The sequence below is a fragment of the Bradyrhizobium sp. genome (assembly GCF_049798375.1).
GTDB lineage: Bacteria > Pseudomonadota > Alphaproteobacteria > Rhizobiales > Xanthobacteraceae > Bradyrhizobium.
Window position 1 is genome coordinate 1 of sequence record NZ_JBARGP010000180.1, and the last position, 16,106, is coordinate 16,106.

General features: G+C 63.0%; 14 protein-coding genes, 1 tRNA gene and 2 pseudogenes. 7 read left to right on the top strand and 10 right to left on the bottom strand.

Annotation, left to right across the window (positions count from 1 at the left end; all coding sequences use genetic code 11):
* The 5 genes and pseudogenes from WA702_RS07515 to WA702_RS07535 all read right to left on the bottom strand — a co-directional run.
* Positions 1 to 658: pseudogene (locus WA702_RS07515) on the bottom strand (NADH-quinone oxidoreductase subunit D); the annotation flags it as partial.
* A gap of 2 nt (positions 659 to 660) precedes the next feature.
* Positions 661 to 1,275, bottom strand: coding sequence for an NADH-quinone oxidoreductase subunit C (locus WA702_RS07520; RefSeq protein WP_425109900.1), 615 nt, complete (start codon positions 1,273 to 1,275; stop codon positions 661 to 663).
* An 11-nt stretch (positions 1,276 to 1,286) separates the two neighbouring features.
* Entirely contained in the window at positions 1,287 to 1,877 is a 591-nt protein-coding gene (locus WA702_RS07525) for a NuoB/complex I 20 kDa subunit family protein (protein ID WP_425109901.1), read from the bottom strand.
* Entirely contained in the window at positions 1,868 to 2,233 is a 366-nt protein-coding gene (locus tag WA702_RS07530; protein ID WP_425109902.1) for an NADH-quinone oxidoreductase subunit A, read from the bottom strand. The genes WA702_RS07525 and WA702_RS07530 overlap by 10 nt, the downstream gene beginning before the upstream one ends.
* 281 nt (positions 2,234 to 2,514) lie before the next feature.
* Positions 2,515 to 2,682, bottom strand: a complete 168-nt coding sequence (locus tag WA702_RS07535; RefSeq protein ID WP_425109903.1) for a hypothetical protein — start codon at positions 2,680 to 2,682, stop codon at positions 2,515 to 2,517.
* 91 nt (positions 2,683 to 2,773) lie between these two features.
* On the opposite strand from WA702_RS07535, the pseudogene WA702_RS07540 reads away from it, so the two are divergent.
* From WA702_RS07540 to WA702_RS07550, 3 genes and pseudogenes are all read left to right on the top strand, one after another.
* Positions 2,774 to 3,904: pseudogene (locus WA702_RS07540) on the top strand (Rieske 2Fe-2S domain-containing protein).
* A 179-nt stretch (positions 3,905 to 4,083) separates the two neighbouring features.
* Positions 4,084 to 4,341, top strand: coding sequence for a hypothetical protein (locus tag WA702_RS07545; RefSeq protein WP_425109904.1), 258 nt, complete (start codon positions 4,084 to 4,086; stop codon positions 4,339 to 4,341).
* Positions 4,338 to 4,541: a hypothetical protein gene (locus WA702_RS07550; protein ID WP_425109905.1), complete on the top strand. Its 204-nt coding sequence runs from the start codon at positions 4,338 to 4,340 to the stop codon at positions 4,539 to 4,541. The genes WA702_RS07545 and WA702_RS07550 overlap by 4 nt, the downstream gene beginning before the upstream one ends.
* A 43-nt stretch (positions 4,542 to 4,584) precedes the next feature.
* On the opposite strand, the gene WA702_RS07555 is transcribed toward WA702_RS07550, so the two are convergent.
* Positions 4,585 to 6,900: a TonB-dependent siderophore receptor gene (locus tag WA702_RS07555; protein ID WP_425109924.1), complete on the bottom strand. Its 2,316-nt coding sequence runs from the start codon at positions 6,898 to 6,900 to the stop codon at positions 4,585 to 4,587.
* 283 nt (positions 6,901 to 7,183) lie between these two features.
* Positions 7,184 to 8,200 (bottom strand): TRAP transporter substrate-binding protein, encoded by a 1,017-nt coding sequence (locus tag WA702_RS07560; RefSeq protein ID WP_425109906.1) that lies wholly within the window; start codon positions 8,198 to 8,200, stop codon positions 7,184 to 7,186.
* A 220-nt stretch (positions 8,201 to 8,420) separates the two neighbouring features.
* On the opposite strand from WA702_RS07560, the gene WA702_RS07565 reads away from it, so the two are divergent.
* The 4 genes from WA702_RS07565 to WA702_RS07580 all read left to right on the top strand — a co-directional run bounded on the left by WA702_RS07565 (position 8,421) and on the right by WA702_RS07580 (position 11,529).
* Complete coding sequence (locus WA702_RS07565) at positions 8,421 to 8,621, top strand: hypothetical protein (RefSeq protein WP_425109907.1); 201 nt, start codon at positions 8,421 to 8,423, stop codon at positions 8,619 to 8,621.
* A 277-nt stretch (positions 8,622 to 8,898) separates the two neighbouring features.
* A tRNA-Asp gene (locus WA702_RS07570) sits at positions 8,899 to 8,975 on the top strand.
* A 272-nt stretch (positions 8,976 to 9,247) separates the two neighbouring features.
* Complete coding sequence (locus WA702_RS07575; protein ID WP_425109908.1) at positions 9,248 to 10,618, top strand: FAD-binding oxidoreductase; 1,371 nt, start codon at positions 9,248 to 9,250, stop codon at positions 10,616 to 10,618.
* Complete coding sequence (locus WA702_RS07580; protein ID WP_425109909.1) at positions 10,615 to 11,529, top strand: hypothetical protein; 915 nt, start codon at positions 10,615 to 10,617, stop codon at positions 11,527 to 11,529. The genes WA702_RS07575 and WA702_RS07580 overlap by 4 nt, the downstream gene beginning before the upstream one ends.
* A 402-nt stretch (positions 11,530 to 11,931) precedes the next feature.
* On the opposite strand, the gene WA702_RS07585 is transcribed toward WA702_RS07580, so the two are convergent.
* The 3 genes from WA702_RS07585 to WA702_RS07595 are packed head-to-tail and all read right to left on the bottom strand — an operon-like array spanning position 11,932 to position 16,073.
* Positions 11,932 to 13,602 (bottom strand): hypothetical protein, encoded by a 1,671-nt coding sequence (locus tag WA702_RS07585; RefSeq protein WP_425109910.1) that lies wholly within the window; start codon positions 13,600 to 13,602, stop codon positions 11,932 to 11,934.
* Positions 13,603 to 13,626: 24 nt separating this feature from the next.
* Positions 13,627 to 14,691, bottom strand: a complete 1,065-nt coding sequence (locus WA702_RS07590; protein WP_425109911.1) for a polyprenyl synthetase family protein — start codon at positions 14,689 to 14,691, stop codon at positions 13,627 to 13,629.
* Positions 14,688 to 16,073, bottom strand: a complete 1,386-nt coding sequence (locus tag WA702_RS07595) for a hypothetical protein (RefSeq protein WP_425109912.1) — start codon at positions 16,071 to 16,073, stop codon at positions 14,688 to 14,690. Before WA702_RS07595 ends, WA702_RS07590 begins: the two co-directional genes overlap by 4 nt.
* Positions 16,074 to 16,106 lie beyond the last annotated feature (33 nt).

Here is a 16,106-nt window from a genome sequence, read left to right on the forward strand (position 1 = left end):
AGAAGCCCCACTCCCAGGCTTCCTTCAGCGGTACCACGCCGATGTCGACGTTGCGCTGTTTGAAGATGCGGTTGCCGGTGAGCAGCGTATCGAGGTCGTCGACCACCTTGAGGAACGGATCGCACCACGCCTCGATATCGTCGATCAGCTTCGGTGGCAGATCCTGGTGCACACCGCCGACGCGGAAGAACGCCGCGTGCATGCGCGAGCCCGAGGCGCGCTCATAGAACACCATCAGCTTCTCGCGCTCTTCAAAACCCCACAGCGGCGGGGTCAGCGCGCCGACGTCCATCGCCTGCGTGGTGACGTTGAGCAGATGGGAAAGAATGCGGCCGATCTCGCAGTACAGCACGCGGATGAGCTGGCCGCGACGCGGCACCGTGATGCCGAGCAGCTTCTCCGCCGCGAGGCAGAACGCGTGCTCCTGGTTCATCGGCGCGACGTAGTCGAGCCGGTCGAAATACGGAATCGCCTGCAGATAGGTCTTGTGCTCGATCAGCTTCTCGGTGCCGCGATGAAGCAGGCCGATATGCGGATCGACCCGCGCCACCACCTCGCCGTCGAGCTCCAGCACCAGACGCAGGACGCCATGCGCCGCCGGATGCTGCGGTCCGAAATTGATGGTGAAGTTGCGGAGATTTTCGGGTTGCTCGTTCATGATCAGACCTTCGGTCCCGCTTTTTCATCCCCCGGAAGCACCGGATAATCGGCACCTTCCCACGGAGACAAAAAGTCGAACTTGCGGAATTCCTGGTTGAGCCGGACCGGCTCGTACACCACCCGCTTCTCCTGGTCGTCGTAGCGGACCTCGAGGAAGCCGGTGGTCGGGAAGTCCTTGCGCAGCGGATGCCCCTCGAAGCCGTAATCGGTGAGGAGACGGCGCATGTCGGGATGGCCTACGAAGAACACGCCATAGAGGTCGTAGGCTTCGCGCTCGAACCAGTCGGCGCCGGGGAACACCTCGATCAGCGACGGCACCTGCGTGGTCTCGTCGGCCTGGGCCTTGAGCCGGATCCGCGCGTTCAGGGTCGGGGACAGAAGGTGATAGATCACGTCGAAGCGCTTTTCGCGGGACGGATAGTCAGCAGCCGTGATGTCGGTGAAGTTGATAAAGCGGCAGCTCGGATCGTCGCGGAGGTACTTCACCACCTCGACGATCTTGCTGGCCTCGACATCAACCGTGAGCTGGTTGAAGGCCACCGAATGACCGAGGGCGGCGCCCGGAAGCGCGCTCACGATCGTCTGCCCCAGGGCGTCGAGCTTGGCGTCGTCCATGACGTAAAACCTTAGCGTTCGATGGTGCCGGTGCGGCGGATCTTCTTCTGCAGCAGCAGCACGCCATAGAGCAGCGCTTCCGCCGTGGGCGGGCAGCCCGGCACGTAGATGTCGATCGGCACGATGCGGTCGCAGCCGCGCACGACCGAGTAGGAATAGTGATAATAGCCGCCGCCATTGGCGCAGGAGCCCATCGAGATGACGTAGCGCGGCTCAGGCATCTGGTCGTAGACCTTGCGCAGCGCCGGGGCCATCTTGTTGGTCAGCGTGCCGGCGACGATCATCACGTCGGACTGGCGCGGCGAGGCTCGTGGCGCGAAGCCGAAGCGCTCGACGTCGTAGCGCGGCATCGAGACCTGCATCATCTCGACCGCACAGCAGGCCAGGCCGAACGTCATCCACATCAGCGAGCCGGTGCGCGCCCAGATGATCAGGTCGTCAGCAGCGGCGGTAAAGAATCCCTTGTCCGACAGCTCGTGATTGACCTCGAGGAAAAACGGGTCGGTCGCACCAATCGGCTTGCCGGTCGAGGGATCGAGAATGCCTTTCGGCGCCGGCGCGATCGCCGGGCCGCACGCGGGCGTGGTCGGGCTCAATCCCATTCAAGAGCGCCTTTCTTCCATTCGTAGGCGAACCCGACCGTGAGCACGGCCAGGAACACAACCATCGACCAGAAGCCGGCGGCGCCGAGCTTGCCGAAGGCCACCGCCCACGGAAACAGGAACGCGACCTCGAGGTCGAAGATGATGAACAGGATGGCGACCAGATAGAAGCGCACGTCGAACTTCATCCGGGCGTCATCGAATGCATTGAAGCCGCACTCATAGGCCGACAGCTTCTCGGGATCCGGCTGCTGGAACGCCACCACGAAGGGCGCGATCAACAGCACCAGCCCGATGATGGCTGCGACACCTATGAACACGACAAGAGGAAGATAGTCTTGTAGGATGCCGGTCATCGGCGCCAACTTTCCTCTGCGACCTCGGGCCGGCCACAGACTCGCTTCATTGGAATTGTTCTGAGCCTTAGCGCAGCGCACCAAGCCGCGCAAGACAAGCTATCTTGACGCTCGCATCCCTCCCCACATTGCGGAAAACGAGACACACCATGGGGTTGGCGATCCACCTGGAGCAGTGCCGGCGCGTCATGGCGCCTCTTCCCATGATGCAGATCAGCTCAAGTCACGCTTGGCAGCGAGCATCTCTTCCGCCCGCTTGGTGAGGCGCTCGAGCTGCGCCATCAAGGCGGCGAACTCGTCTGCGCCAAGGCCATCCACAGGCGCTGGGTGCGCTCCAGAGCCCCGGCGACGATGACATCATGGACCGCCAGTCCCGACCGGGTCAGGCTGACCAGCACCTCCCGATTGCCCGGCGGATTGACGACGCGCGAGACCAGCTTGCGTTCCACCAATCCGCCAGTGCCCGGCTGATCTGCCCCTTGTCCTGGCCGACCGCCTGGGCCAGCCGCGCCACGCTCATCCCTCGGCGCAGGCTATGCCATGAAGCCGCCGTCAAGGCGGCTGGAACTCACCAGGTCGGCCGCGGCACGCCAATGGGGGAACTCTTGCGCCCCCACTGGCATCCGGTCGGGCTTACCTCCGATGCCAGCGATGTCCCCAGGAAGGTGAGCATTCTCGGCGAGGATCTCGTGCTGTTTCGCGACCGCGGCGGCCGCGCCGGCCTGCTGCACGCCCGCTGCTGCCATAGCGGCACCACGCTCTATTACGGTAAGGTCGAGGATGACGGCATCCGCTGCTGCCATCATGGCTGGAAGTTCGACACGGAGGGCCACTGCCTGGAGCAGCCCTACGAACCGAACGGCGGAGCGTTCAAGGACAAGGTGCGGCAACCCTGGTACCCGGTCGAGGAGCGCTACGGGCTGATCTTCGCTTTTCTCGGTCCGGCCGAGAAACGCCCGGTGCTTCCGCTCACGATCGCCTGGAGAGCATGGATGACGGCGAGTTCGTCGAGGCTGACGCCACATCGCTTGGCGGCTGCGGGCCGGCGATCATCCCCTGCAATTGGCTTCAGCATTTCGAGAACGTGGTCGATCCCTGGCACGTGCCGGTGCTGCACGGCTCCTTCAGCAGCCCGCAATTCACCGACATGATGGCTTCGATGCCCGAGGTGACATTCGAGATGTCGCCGCGCGGAGTCACGGTGCGCTCGATCCGCAGGCAGGACGATGGCCGCGTGTTCTACGGGGTCACGGAGGCCGCGCTGCCGACGTTGCGGGTCGTGCCCGCAGTTCGCCCGCGTCGAATCGATCGGCTGGACCTTGCCGATCGACGACACGTCTTTCCGCATCTACGTCGCGGGACGGGTGAAGAATGCCGGCGATATCGGCCGCATGCGCTCCAAGTTCAACGGCAAATTCTAGTCGGAGATGACCGAGAACGAGCATCAACGCTTCCCCGGCGATTATGAAGCCCGGGTCGGCCAGGGTCCGATGACGATCCCATCCGAAGAGCATTTCGGCCAGAGTGATCGCGGTATCATGATGATCCGGCGCATGCTCTCAGACCAGTTGGAAGCGCTTGCCGCCGGCCGCGACCCGATCGGTGTATCGTTCGACACGGCCGCCCAGCCCCGTCACCTTCGAAGCCGGCAACTACATTCGCGAAGCGTAAACGCGTTATTGTGCAAGAATCCAGCAAAACCATCCCAACGACAAAAACAAACGGGTTGGCGAGGAAAACCATGGTCGATCTGGCTGAAGCCGCGATGGCGCCGGTGCAAGTCGCGGCGCCCCCATCTCTCGAGCAGCGAGATCGGGACCTTTGCCGGCACCTTCAAGGGATTGGCCGGCATGGCCGGCACCCTGGTCGGCGGCATCGTCGTGGCGCGAATGAGCCGCAACGATGATGGCTGGAAATTATGGGCGCCAGCCCTGATGTCGGCGCTCGCCGGCCCCGTGTTCGTGCTGTGCATGCTGACGCAGAGCTTCACCATCATGATCGCGACGCCGGCCCTGACGTCATTCCTGCTCGGCTTTCATCTCGGCCCGATCTTCGCCATCGCCAGACCGTGGTGCGGCCGAGCATGGAGGCGCTGGCCTCGGCCATGACGCTGCTGACCGCGACCTGCTTCGGCCAAGGCGTCGGCCCGCTCACGGTCGGGCTCATCAACGACGCGCTGTCTCCGACTTACGGCGCCGCCGCGGTGCGCTATTCGCTACTGTCGGCCGCAGCTACGACTGTGCTCGGCGCCCTGTTGTTCGTCTGGGCGGCCCACTTCATCCACGCGGATATTGAGCGGGCGAGGTAACGATGCGGCGCACCCTGCCCGATCTGCAAGGCGCGCTGTTGCACTACCACGTGTAAGCTGCGCTCAAGGTCGCACGGCGGCGGTCAGCGTAGAAGCAGGCTGTGACCGAGCTACATCCTGCAACATAGATCTTGTCGGTAATGTTGGTGACGTTGAGGGCGAAGCGCCACTTGTCGATCTCGTAATGCAGCGCCGCATCGCCGACGACGAAGGACGGCACCTCGTTCAGGTTAGCCTGGTCGGCGTAGGAATGCCCGTTGTAGCGAACACCGCCGCCGAGGCCGAAGCCGCGGAGCCAGCCGGACTTGAACGTATAGTCCCCCCAGACGGACGCGATCTCGCTCGGCGTGTTGGTCGGTGCGTTGCCGATGATTGCTTGGTTGGTGTCCTTGCTAACGAATATCCGGAAATTGGTGTAGGAGGCCCTGACCTTCAGCTCCGGCGTGATGTTGGCGACACCTTCGAGTTCGGCACCGCGCGAAGTAACCTCGCCTTGCTGGATAGACTGCAGCGCATTGCTCGGATCCGCGGTCAGGACGTTCTGACGCTTCAAGTCGAAGACGTCGGCAGCGAAATAACCGTCCAGCCAAGTCGGCTTGACCTTGACGCCGACCTCGGTCTGTTGACCGGTCTCCGGCAGGTTCAAGATGGTCGCACCAGCTTTATTCGTAAAGGTGCCGATAATCGGATTGTAGCTGGTCGCATAGGAAATATAAGGCGCAACACCGGCATCAAGGTTGTAGATTGCGCCGACGCGGCCGCTGAAGCGGCTGTCGTCGCGGTTCAGGCTGGCGCCGATGTGATTGTCCAGATCTGTATTGACCCAGTCGTTGCGGCCGCTGAAGACCAGGGTGAAGTTGCCGATCTTCATCTGCTCCTGACCATATATCGCACCCTGCTTCTGCGTGATGGTGCGGTTGAAGAACGGCGTAGTCGGAGTTCCACCGTTATAACCGTAGGTAGGGTTCAGGAGGTTCAGCGCAGGATCCGTCCCGAACGAGAAGGTCTGTAGGTCGTCGATCCGATAATCCTTCAGATCGACGCCAGCCAGTGCGGTGTGCTGGATGCCGTAGGTATTGAAACGGTATTCGAGCTGGTTGTCGAGATTGGCCTGGTTCGAGACGTCGTGATTGAAACTGTTGAAGCGCGACAATTGGGCAGTCGATGGGTCGCCTCCGACATAGCCGTTGCCGAGTAGAAGATGCAGGGTGACGTCGTCATGGGCAAAACGGGCGTTCTGCCGGAACGTCAGGCTGTCGGTGATGTTCTTCTCGAACTGATAACCGATCATCTTCTGTTCGCGGCTGAATTTATCGTTAGCCGGATCGCTGGCGTATAGACCGGTCGGAATCTTGCCGAACGGCGCGTCGGTCACGGTGCCGATATAGGGCAGAAAGCTCTGCGGCCGGGTGTCGTACTTTGTCGCGGAGCCCAGCATCGTAAACTTGGTGTCGAGGTCGGGCTGATAGGTGAAGGACGGCGCGATGAAATAGCTGTTGTCAGGCGTGAAGTCGGTCTGAGTGCCGCCGTTTCGGACCGATCCGAGCACCCGATAGGCAAGCTCCTTGCTCGGTCCGTCTGCAGTCATGAACGGGCCGGTGAGGTCGAATGCGGTATAGGCATTGCCAAACGAGTTGATGCCCGCTTCGACGGTGTTCGACTGAGCAAACGACGGCACCTTGCTGATGGCGTTGATGATGCCGCCGGGGCCGCTCCCGCCATACAGCACTGCTGATGGGCCGCGCAGAATATCGATGCGCTCGAGTCCCCACGTCTGTAGCTTCCACGTCGCAAAGCCCGTCGAGAAAAGTTGCAGCCCGTCCATGAAGAAGCCGACATCCTGAGCGTCGAAGCCGCGGACCTTGAACCAGTCGTTCCGGACGTCGGACCCGAAAAACTGAGAGTTGACCCCAGGCGCGTAATGTAATGCTTCGGCCAGGCTTTGCGGCTTCTGGTCACGAATTTCTTCTCGACCGATCACCGAAATTGCCTGCGGCGTTTCCATGATTGGCGTATTGGTCTTGGTGCCGCTCATCGAGCGGGTCGCGACATAGCCGTTGATGGCCCCACGTGGATCAGTGCCCGGCGCCGCATTCTGCTTGCTACCGTTAGACTGGCTCGCTGAGTCAGCCACAGCCGGCGGAGTCTGCGTCCTGCGCGCCACTGATCGCTTGCTGGCCGTGCTGCTGCGGCCCGCGGTGGACGATTCGTTACGCGCAGGCCGTTGCTTCGGCGCCTCGACGTTCACCGGCGGCAGGTCCTGCAAAGCAGACGTCTCCGGTGAAGCCGACTGCGCTGCAGACATTTTCGGCAACAAAACCACTGCAGACACGGTTGCCAATGCGGCAATCCGCAACAAGCCAAACGAGCTCACGCGCCACCCAATCCGCTCTAGATCCCCAGCAGGTCGCGAGACGAGCGACCTGCAATTGGAATGACGGTTAGGTGATAGTGGAAGATTCCACCAATTGAATGGTTCTTATAATCGTTCAAGAGTAGATCAAACGCGCCGGCAATCAGCCGCGATCAGCTATTTGTTGTTGCCGACGCGCATCACCCGAGAGGAATTCGATCAGTTGCGGATTTGGTGATGCATTGAGACGCCGGCACGCATGTCAAATCCGCAGCAGGCCTCGCGGAGATCAGCTCAGCCTGCCCGTGTACTTTTCCAACTGCGTCCAGGCTTCCGCGCCATAGGTCTTCTGCCACTGGCCGTAGAAACCGGCCTTCACCAGCGCGGCGCGAAACTGTGCCCCATCGGGCGTGTTGAACACCATGCCTTTGGCGGTGAGGTCCGCCTGTAGCGAGCGCTCCAGCGTCAGGAGATCGGCGCGCTCCTTATCAGCGGCGGCGTCGAAATTGCGATTGACGATCTCGCGCAGCTCGGGCGGCAGGCCGGCCAGCGCCTGGCGGTTGCCGATGATCCAATAACCACTCCAGCAATGATTGCTGAGCGCGCAGTATTTCTGCACCTCGTAGAGCTTGCCGGTCGAGACCTGCGCCAGCGGGTTCTCCTGCCCCTCGACGATGTGGGTCTGCAGCGCAGAATAGAGCTCGCTGTAGGAAATGCTCGCCGGCAGCGCCCCCAGCCCAGAGAACAGCGACGTCAACAGCGCCGTCACCGGCACGCGGATCTTGAAGCCCTTGAGGTCATCGATGCCGTTGAGCTGCCGGCTCGACGACGAGGTGATCTGGCGGAAACCGTTGTCCCAGACCTTGTGCATCGGCACGATGCCGACCTTGCTGATGGCGCCGCGCACGACATCGCCGACGCCGCCATCCATTGCTGCCCAGACCTGGTCGTAGGATTGGAATGCGAAGCCGATGCTCGGCAGCCCGGATAGCGGCACCAGGATCGACAGCGTCATCGACGGCGCGGCCAGAAGCTCGATGCCGCCGGCGCGCAGCTGCGACAGCATTTCCGGGTCGCCGCCGAGCTGGCTGTTGGCAAACACGGTCACGTTCAAGCGGCCGGCGGATTGTTCCGCGATCGCATGCGCGGCCTCGGTCAGGCGGATGGTGAGCGGATGGGTTTCCGGCGTATTGACGCCGAGCTTGAACTCGAATTCGGCCGCCCTTGCCGGTTTGGCCAGTGTCACGGTCATGCCGGCGGCCGCGGCGCCGAGCAGCGCCCGACGCGTCATTTTCTTGATTGTCATTGTTGCTTCTCTCCCGGGCGCGAACGCCGCGCCCGGGTCGAGCTTCCGACGAAGCCGGGCGCCCGGCAAGGCCGTGCAGCGCAGAGCGCACCGTCGATTGCAGTGACGAATTCCTCAACCCGACGAAACCATTTTGAGGAATCGAAGAAACCGGAACGAAACAAACGGTCGGTATGTCTGTAACCAACAAAGCGGCGCCTTGAGACGCCGGGAGGCTCAGATGAACCACTCTTTCCATTCCGCTGATCGGGCGACCCACGTGAAGATCGTGGTGGTGGCGCTGGTGGCCGGCATCGCCGTAACGGCCTTCGGGATCGCCGCGCGCACCGGTATCGCCGACAACAGCCAGACCGCAGCTCACGTGATCAAGGCCGGCAAGCCGGTCGTCGTCACCAGCTCCGACAACATGGTTATCCGCTAAAATCCCGGATTTCGACAAATCTGCTGGTGATGCGGCCGCCGCCTCGGCGGCCTTTCTGTTGCGCTGCGATGGCTGCTCTCGTCGCAATCGAGGTCGTCGAAACCACCCGCAGCGACGCCGACGCGATGGTCCGCTGCTGGCGGAGGATCTCGGCTGGCCTCCATTTTTGCGCGATCGTTAGCAACGAGCCGGACTTCCCACAGGCGGACTTCATTGTCCTTGACTTCGAGAGTCGCCCCCTTTAAGTCCCGGGTCCTCCGCGGGATTTCGCGATTGCGCGGGAGTAGCTCAGTTGGTTAGAGCGCCGGCCTGTCACGCCGGAGGTCGCGGGTTCGAGCCCCGTCTCTCGCGCCATGTTTTCAATGGCTTAGCTCCCCCTTCAGCGCGGCGATTCGACTCGAGATCGCGCCGCGATTCGACGCCAGGGTGCGTCCGTTTCTCCTCCTGACCCGTCTGCGGCCTTGCTCGCGCGCCCTCCTCCATCGTTCCCATCGCGACGGGCCGCAGTCCATCCTGAGAATGGTCCAAGCCGTCGACCGGTTCTGCGGCCGCTGCGAGTTGTAGGCATTCAGCATTCCATCTATAAGATGCAATGTGCGCGCGCCTATTTGCGGACGAACCGGGCCATGAGTGATCTGCCATCCAGCAAGCTCGGGCGCGCTCTGGTGGAGTGGCGTACGATTCTCGGCGCGGACCACGTCGTTGCCGACGGGCCAGCCCTGGCTGCCGCAGATCGCGCTTGCTGCGGTCGCTCCGGGGGTGTCGCGGCGATCATCTTCCCGGCCGACGAATTCGAGGCTTGCCGCTGCCTCGCCGCCGCCCATCGAAACCAGTTGCCCATTCACACCGTGTCGCTCGGACACAATTGGGGATATGGCTCGCGCCAGCCGCCCGAGCCGCCGGCCGTCGTGCTCAGCCTCCAGCGGCTGAACGACATCGGTGCCCTCAACGAACAGAATGGCCAAGTCACCTTGCAGCCCGGCGTCACCTTCGGCGCGCTTGGCGCGTGGCTACGTTCAGATAAGCCGGCGTGGCTGTCGCCCGAGATCGGGGCCGGTCCCAACGCGTCCGTCGTGGGAAATGCGCTGGCCGGCGGCTTCGGCAAAGGTCCATATGGCTGGACCGCGCGACGTCTGACAAATATCAAGTTCGCCTGTTCCGATGGACGCATCGCATGGCTGGATCGGCTATGCACGTCCAGCGGAGGCAACGCTGCGCGACTTCCGCATGGCGCCGTGGCGCTGCAAGGGTCATTTCAATTGTGCAAAGCGCCGGCGCTGCGCAGCTTCGCCTGGGCGCTTCTCGCCGATGGCGCCGATGCGCTCGCGGCCGCCCTCGAATTGGCCCTGCAGCACGCGGCCGATCACGATGGCAGCGAGCAGTCCGAGTTGCTGAACGGCGCGCGTCTACGGCTGCAGTGTCCAGGCCTGTTTCCCCATGCCGGTGACCGCACGCACGATGCCTGGCTGCTCGCATTCAATTTATGGGCACAAGATGAAAGCGAGATGGCCTGGCGCCAGGCACGGGCGCAGCGGCGCCTCGCAGCACTTCCGGCCGTCATGCACAGCATGGAGGCATCCGTTGCAGTTGCCGACCTGCCTCCGACTGGGCATGAGGGATTGACCAGCGCCTACACGTTGACCGGCAGGCAGCCGCCGGCGGATGCAGATCCCGACCGCGATGGCTGCGGCGTGCGTTGGATCAGTCCATTGCTGCCCCGCGCGAGTGCGGCGGCCGTCACGGCGCTCGACGCGCTCGGCGCTTGCGCCATCGCCCACGATTTCGCGCCCGCCCTTGCGGTACGGCTGCCAGACGGCGACCCTGTCGGCCTGCTCGGCCTGTTCTGGAACAGGCTCGGAACGCGCGCCGATGTCGCGTCCAATGATGCGCGCGCGGCTGCATGCAATGCGGCGTTTCGCGCCAAGGCCGAGCAACTGGGCTTCACGCTGTACCGGCAAGGCCCCGCCACCACAGCAATCGTCCCGGAGGGATTGTGACCACATCAGCTCCTTTTGTTAGTCCGCTCGCCGTGACGCAGCCGTCACGTTGGACCGCGATCGATTTCGGCCGTGTGTCCCGGACTCCGCCGACCGAAGCACTGGCCGATACCCTGGAAGCCGAGATCTGGCGCATCGCCGGACGATTGCCGCCCACGCTTGCTGACGACGCGGCCCGCGTTCTCAGAGGATATCCAGGACCCGGGCGCAGGTTCATCGACCTGTTCTATCAGCCGGTATGGTCGTTCCTGCATTGGCTCGCGCCCGATCCGGACAGCCGACAAGCCGCCGTCCGCGTCCATGCGCTCGCGCTGATGCTGCATCTGTGGGACGACCATCTCTGCGATGCCCAACTGCCGACCGACATCATGCGTCTGCAGTTTCGCAGTATCGCCTGGCAGGAGATGATGGCCGCGCTTGCGGATGACGCCTCATCCGCTGAGCTCGCCGATACCTATCTGGAAAGCGTTCATGCGCGCGCACCGGCTGCGTCGTTGGACGATCATTTGGCGCGCTTCGAACGCCAGATCGCGCTGTGGCATGCGGCGCCGCGCATGCTGGCCGCGCGACGCGGCCATCGGGTTGCGGCGTCGGTCGCGTCGGCACTCAGCGCATTCTGCGCCGCGTGGCGCATGATCGACGACATCCAGGACATCGATGATGACAGCGTCAGCGGGCAAGACAATTGCGCTCGACTGGCGCTGACCGACGCCCGCCCCGCGGGTTGGGACATCGCATGGACCACGACATCACCGCATATGCGCCACCCACAGCATGACGCCGCGCTATCGGATGCCGTCGACACGGTACTTAACCGCGCCCGCAATGCCCTGCAGCGCGCCCAAGCCGACGCACACGACGCAGGGCTGCACGGCTGGGCCGCCGAGCTCGCACAGGCGCAGGGTTTCTGACGGGTGCCTGGCAGCGTCAGCGTCACATTGCGAACAGCGCCTGGGTGGCAGAGCAGGCTCTCTTCAGACCATTCGGATCGTCTCGGCTTCCTGTTCGGTCTTGTGAAACACGTCCACCAGCACCGTTTCGACGTCCTTGCCCCCTCGACGCGCTGCGCGTCAGCGTCGCGCCGCTCCGGATTGGTAGTGCCGTCATTGCGCATGATGTAACCGTTGATCTTCGCCAGGTGCGAAGTCGCAGACGGCCCCTCGCCGGCGTTCGGAAATGGCACGGTCGGTACTTCGTAGGCAATGAAGCGGAAATACGGGTATGGCATTCCTGCCGTCCCCTCATTCCCAGGCGCCGTTGGCACCAGCGAGATAAATCCACGCGGCGACGTTATCGCATCCGCAGCCGGTCGTTCACTGCAGTGAACGACTTATCCCGTCGCGCGCGAACTTCGTCACCTCTTTTCCGATATCTTGATAGTGCTGTGACAGCGTCGAATTAACGTTGTCGATGATCCGCTTATGGTTGTCCGACGTATTGATCGCTGAATTGATGAAATTCTTGAACGCGGATTCGATGTTGAGGTTGATCTGCATGCCGCCGGCGAGATCGGGTATGACCAGAGTGAGGCTATGGACGGTGATGTCCATGGTTGCGTCGCTCGTGCCCGACACGCTGCATGTCCCCTTCAGACGCGCGCCGTTCACCGTCACGCCGACGTCACCGGTCAGAGGTGTCGGCATGCCCTGCGCGCTGACCACGAATTGCGACGTCCCCGTCGCTGGGGGCGCCGGAATGCCGGCCGCACAGCTCACGCGCGGCGGCGGATTCCAGCCGCCGAGCGCGGCATCGAATTGAAACTTGCTGTTGCCGAGCACCATGTCGGATTGCGCCGCCTTGACGTTGGTCAAGCCGTTGAAATGAAGCTTCAACAATTTTCCCTGCTGGAAATGCGCGCCCACGATGTCGAAGTCGGGCAAACCGACTTGAGCGACCACAAGCGGGCTGAGCGATGGATTGTCGTTCTTGCAAAGCAGAAGCGGCAGGAACAGAGCGCTGGTCGGCTCGTTCACGGCGTATCCGACGCGATCGAAGATGTAACGATCGATCGGATTGGTCGTAGCTGCGGCCTGCGTGTTCGGCAGCGTACCCTTGGTCGCGCCGAACGCGCTGTCGAGAGCCGAGGCAAGATTTGTGGTCATCTGCTGCGACAACGAGGCGAGATTGCTGGCCTCGTTGAGCGCGGCATTGAGGTTGCGGAAGATACCTGCGCGCCCGTCATCGCTCTGGATTGCGTTGAGGGCCGCCGTCTTCCAGACGTTCTTGAGGAAATCCGACACCGAGGCGCCGATCGTCAGGCCCGTGACGTCGATCGTCGGCGGCGTCGACGGATCAGCGCCGCGAACCAGAAGGCTCAGCACTGTGACCTTGGCCTCACGCCCCGCGCTGCCGTGGCTTGCGAGCGAGAGCTGGACCTGCGCGTCGACGAAGGCGTCCGTTATATTCAGCGCCACCGTCCCATCGCCGTGGATGTCGGTGCTCGCATTTCCATTGCAAACGCTAGCCCCGTTATTGGCGAGACACAGCGATTGGCTCAACTGGTAGGGGCCGGACATCGACAGCTGGGGGATGTTGGGGCGGCCGGCCGAGCCGTCCCAATGGTTGAACTGCAGCGCCAGGTTGACGTGGTATCCTTGCGCGTTCGGCACGAAGGTCGGGTTGGGCTCCACGAATACATTCTGAAGGCCATTGATGACGATCTTCGTCTTGCCGCCGTCGCCCATCTCGAGAACGGGTGACGGCGAGCGCGGATCAGCGATCGGAAACTGGTTGGAAAGATCGACCTTCTGAACCTTCTCCAGGAACGTCGCCCAGTTGTTGATGAAGCTGTCCGTCACGGTGGCACCGGCCGGGCCGGTGATGGGACCGATCGACCACGAATCCTGCTCGATCGGGATCAGCTTGCCGTGGGAATTCTTGCCGGAAATTCCCGCCAGCACGGTCGGCAGGAAGAACCGCTTGTTGTGAGGGTCGATCGCTCGCGTACGGAGGGTGTTGAAGATGAACGGCAACAGCACTGACATGGATTTCACTCCGGTCCGGATCGATCAAAAATCCCGGTCGACGGTAAAGAGCGCGATGTCCTTCATCGCACGCCGGTATCGATTGTCGGGAAACGGTTCGAGATAGGTGAGCGCTTCGATCGCCTCGAGACGCGCATCGGCATAGGCGCGCGCAATCGCATCCGAGCGTGTGACCGCATCGATACAGACCTGCAACTCATCCTCGCTGCAGGCGCGACCGCGCATCACGCGGGACAACAGATGGTTCGGCCCTAACTCTTCCATCGCGTAGATGATCGGCAGCGTGAAGCAGCGGCGCGCAATGTCCATGCCGCGCCGCTTGCCGGAATCGGCCTCGTCCTGCAGCAAATCCAACAGATCATCGATAATCTGAAAAGCGCGGCCGACGCGGCGGCCATAAAAGCCAATGCGCCGCGCATCGCTGGTGCGCGCTTTGGCCAGCGACACGCCGGTCTCGCAGGCGAGGCCGAACATGATCGCGGTCTTGCGCTCGATGACCTCGTAATAGCGGGCGCGCAGCGCCTCCGGCGCCAGTTTGCGATCGGTCTGCAACTCGTCCAATTCCCCCGCACAGATCCGGAATGCCGTATCCAGGACGAGCTTGACCAGCTCCATTTCCGACTGGACCTCGATCGTATCGACGAAGGTCCGGATCGCCTGCACGAACTGCATGTCGCCGAGCAGGATTGCCGCATTGACGCCACGCCTTGCATTGACCGAAGCTAGGCCTCGGCGTACCAGCGCGTCGTCGATGATGTCGTCATGGATCATCGTCGCGACGTGCAACATCTCGAGCGAAGCCGCCGCCATCAGGACCTTGCGTGGAAGGGGTGCGTCACCGTGCACCACGCGCGCTGACAGGATCAGCATCGCCGGGCGCAGTTTCTTGCCGCGCCGGTAGATTTCGAGCTCGGTCTCCGAGAGATAGGCGGCCTGCGGCGCAAGTGCGGCATCCAGCTCGCGCCGGAACAGCTTCATGTCTTCCGCCAACAGCTCGTCGAAAATGCGCTCGACGACCCGCGCGCTGCGCACCTGAGCCAGGCGCAGCGGCTGCACCGCGTTGCCGTCCGCTGAGATGACCAGGTTCATCGAAGGCCAGCTGCGCGTGCGGCACTTGCAATCTGTTCGCCCAGTCCGGTCTCGATCCGCTCGCGCAGAAGACTGCGGATGAACGACACCGCGCCAAGGCGCTCCCGGGCGATCTCGGCGGCCGCGCCGCTCCAAGCCGAATCGTCGAGCTCGAACTCGAATGCCGGCAGCTCGATCGTCGAGGACAGTACGCGAGCGTCCGCTCCGAACTCGAGCTCGATCTGGGCAGAGGCACCCGCGATGCGCGCACCGCATGCACCGGACCACAAGGTATCCGGGCTCGCTTCGGCGCGTTCCGCCCGCTCCTTGCTCGTTGCATAGAGGTGGCGCCGCACCAAACGTCGATCGTCCTCGTCGAGCACCCGCCAGTTGCGCTCGATCGCCACAGCGGCCGCACCGCCGCCGGGTTGCACGCCCTGCTGGATGACGTTATTGAGCTCGTCCAAGGTCGCATGCGGTGGCGGGCTGCCGGTCTTGACCGAACCGTGCACCTGCTCGCCGGTCATCGGATGCGTATTGCTCTTCGAATTTCCGGTCTGCCCCACGGCTGATTTGAACGTCAGCGCGGCAATGGCGGCCTTGGTGAACTTGCTGTTGGGATCCGGCTTCGCGTTCGGATCGAACGGATTGAAGTTCGGGTCCGCCGCGATCGTGTTCACCGTGATCTGCAGCTGCTGCACGAAGGCGTTCTGATTGTAGCTGACCTTCTGCGTGCCGAATGTCGCATCCGTTTCGTGCGGATTGACGATCGTCGTCTGGTGATCGTTGGGATCGAGCGCGGCGTGCGTGTGGATCGCCATGTCCTTGGTCGCGCCGTGCGCAGCCCAGGCCGCACGCGCCGCCTGGCTGGTCGCGAACACCGTGTTGAAGGTCTCGTTGTGCTCATTATAGTGGTTCAGCAGTTGAGCCCCGTTCGGGGTGTCCATCAGCCGCGTGCGCTGCTGTCGCGCCTGGTCGAGCATGGCCGATTGTTGCGCCGGATCGAGCGGCGTCACGGCGGGCGCTCCGGCCGGCTGCACGTCGTTATCATCGTAGTCCAGCAGTGATCCGGCGGTGTCCATCGTGATCACGGGGACCGGCATGGCCGTCAGCATATAACGGCCGACGACGCGCAGCTCGTCCCAAGCCAACGACAGGCTGGCGCGGTTGCCCTCGATGCTCGACCGCTGCGGGTCGACGCACACGGCGGTGATGCCCTCGATGGCAAAATCGGAGAAGCGAATACCGACATTGCCGCGCGATGAGCGCAGGCCGTCCGGCAGTTCGACACCAAAGGCGAGCGGGAAATCCGGCGTGTCGGTGAGCCGCGCGGCCGATGATGCTGCCAGGGAAGTGCGAAGCCGCTGTTCCAGCACCGTCAGATCAGTGTCCTCGTTCTGCATGGCGATGTCCTTTCAAAACGGTGAGAGACGGGC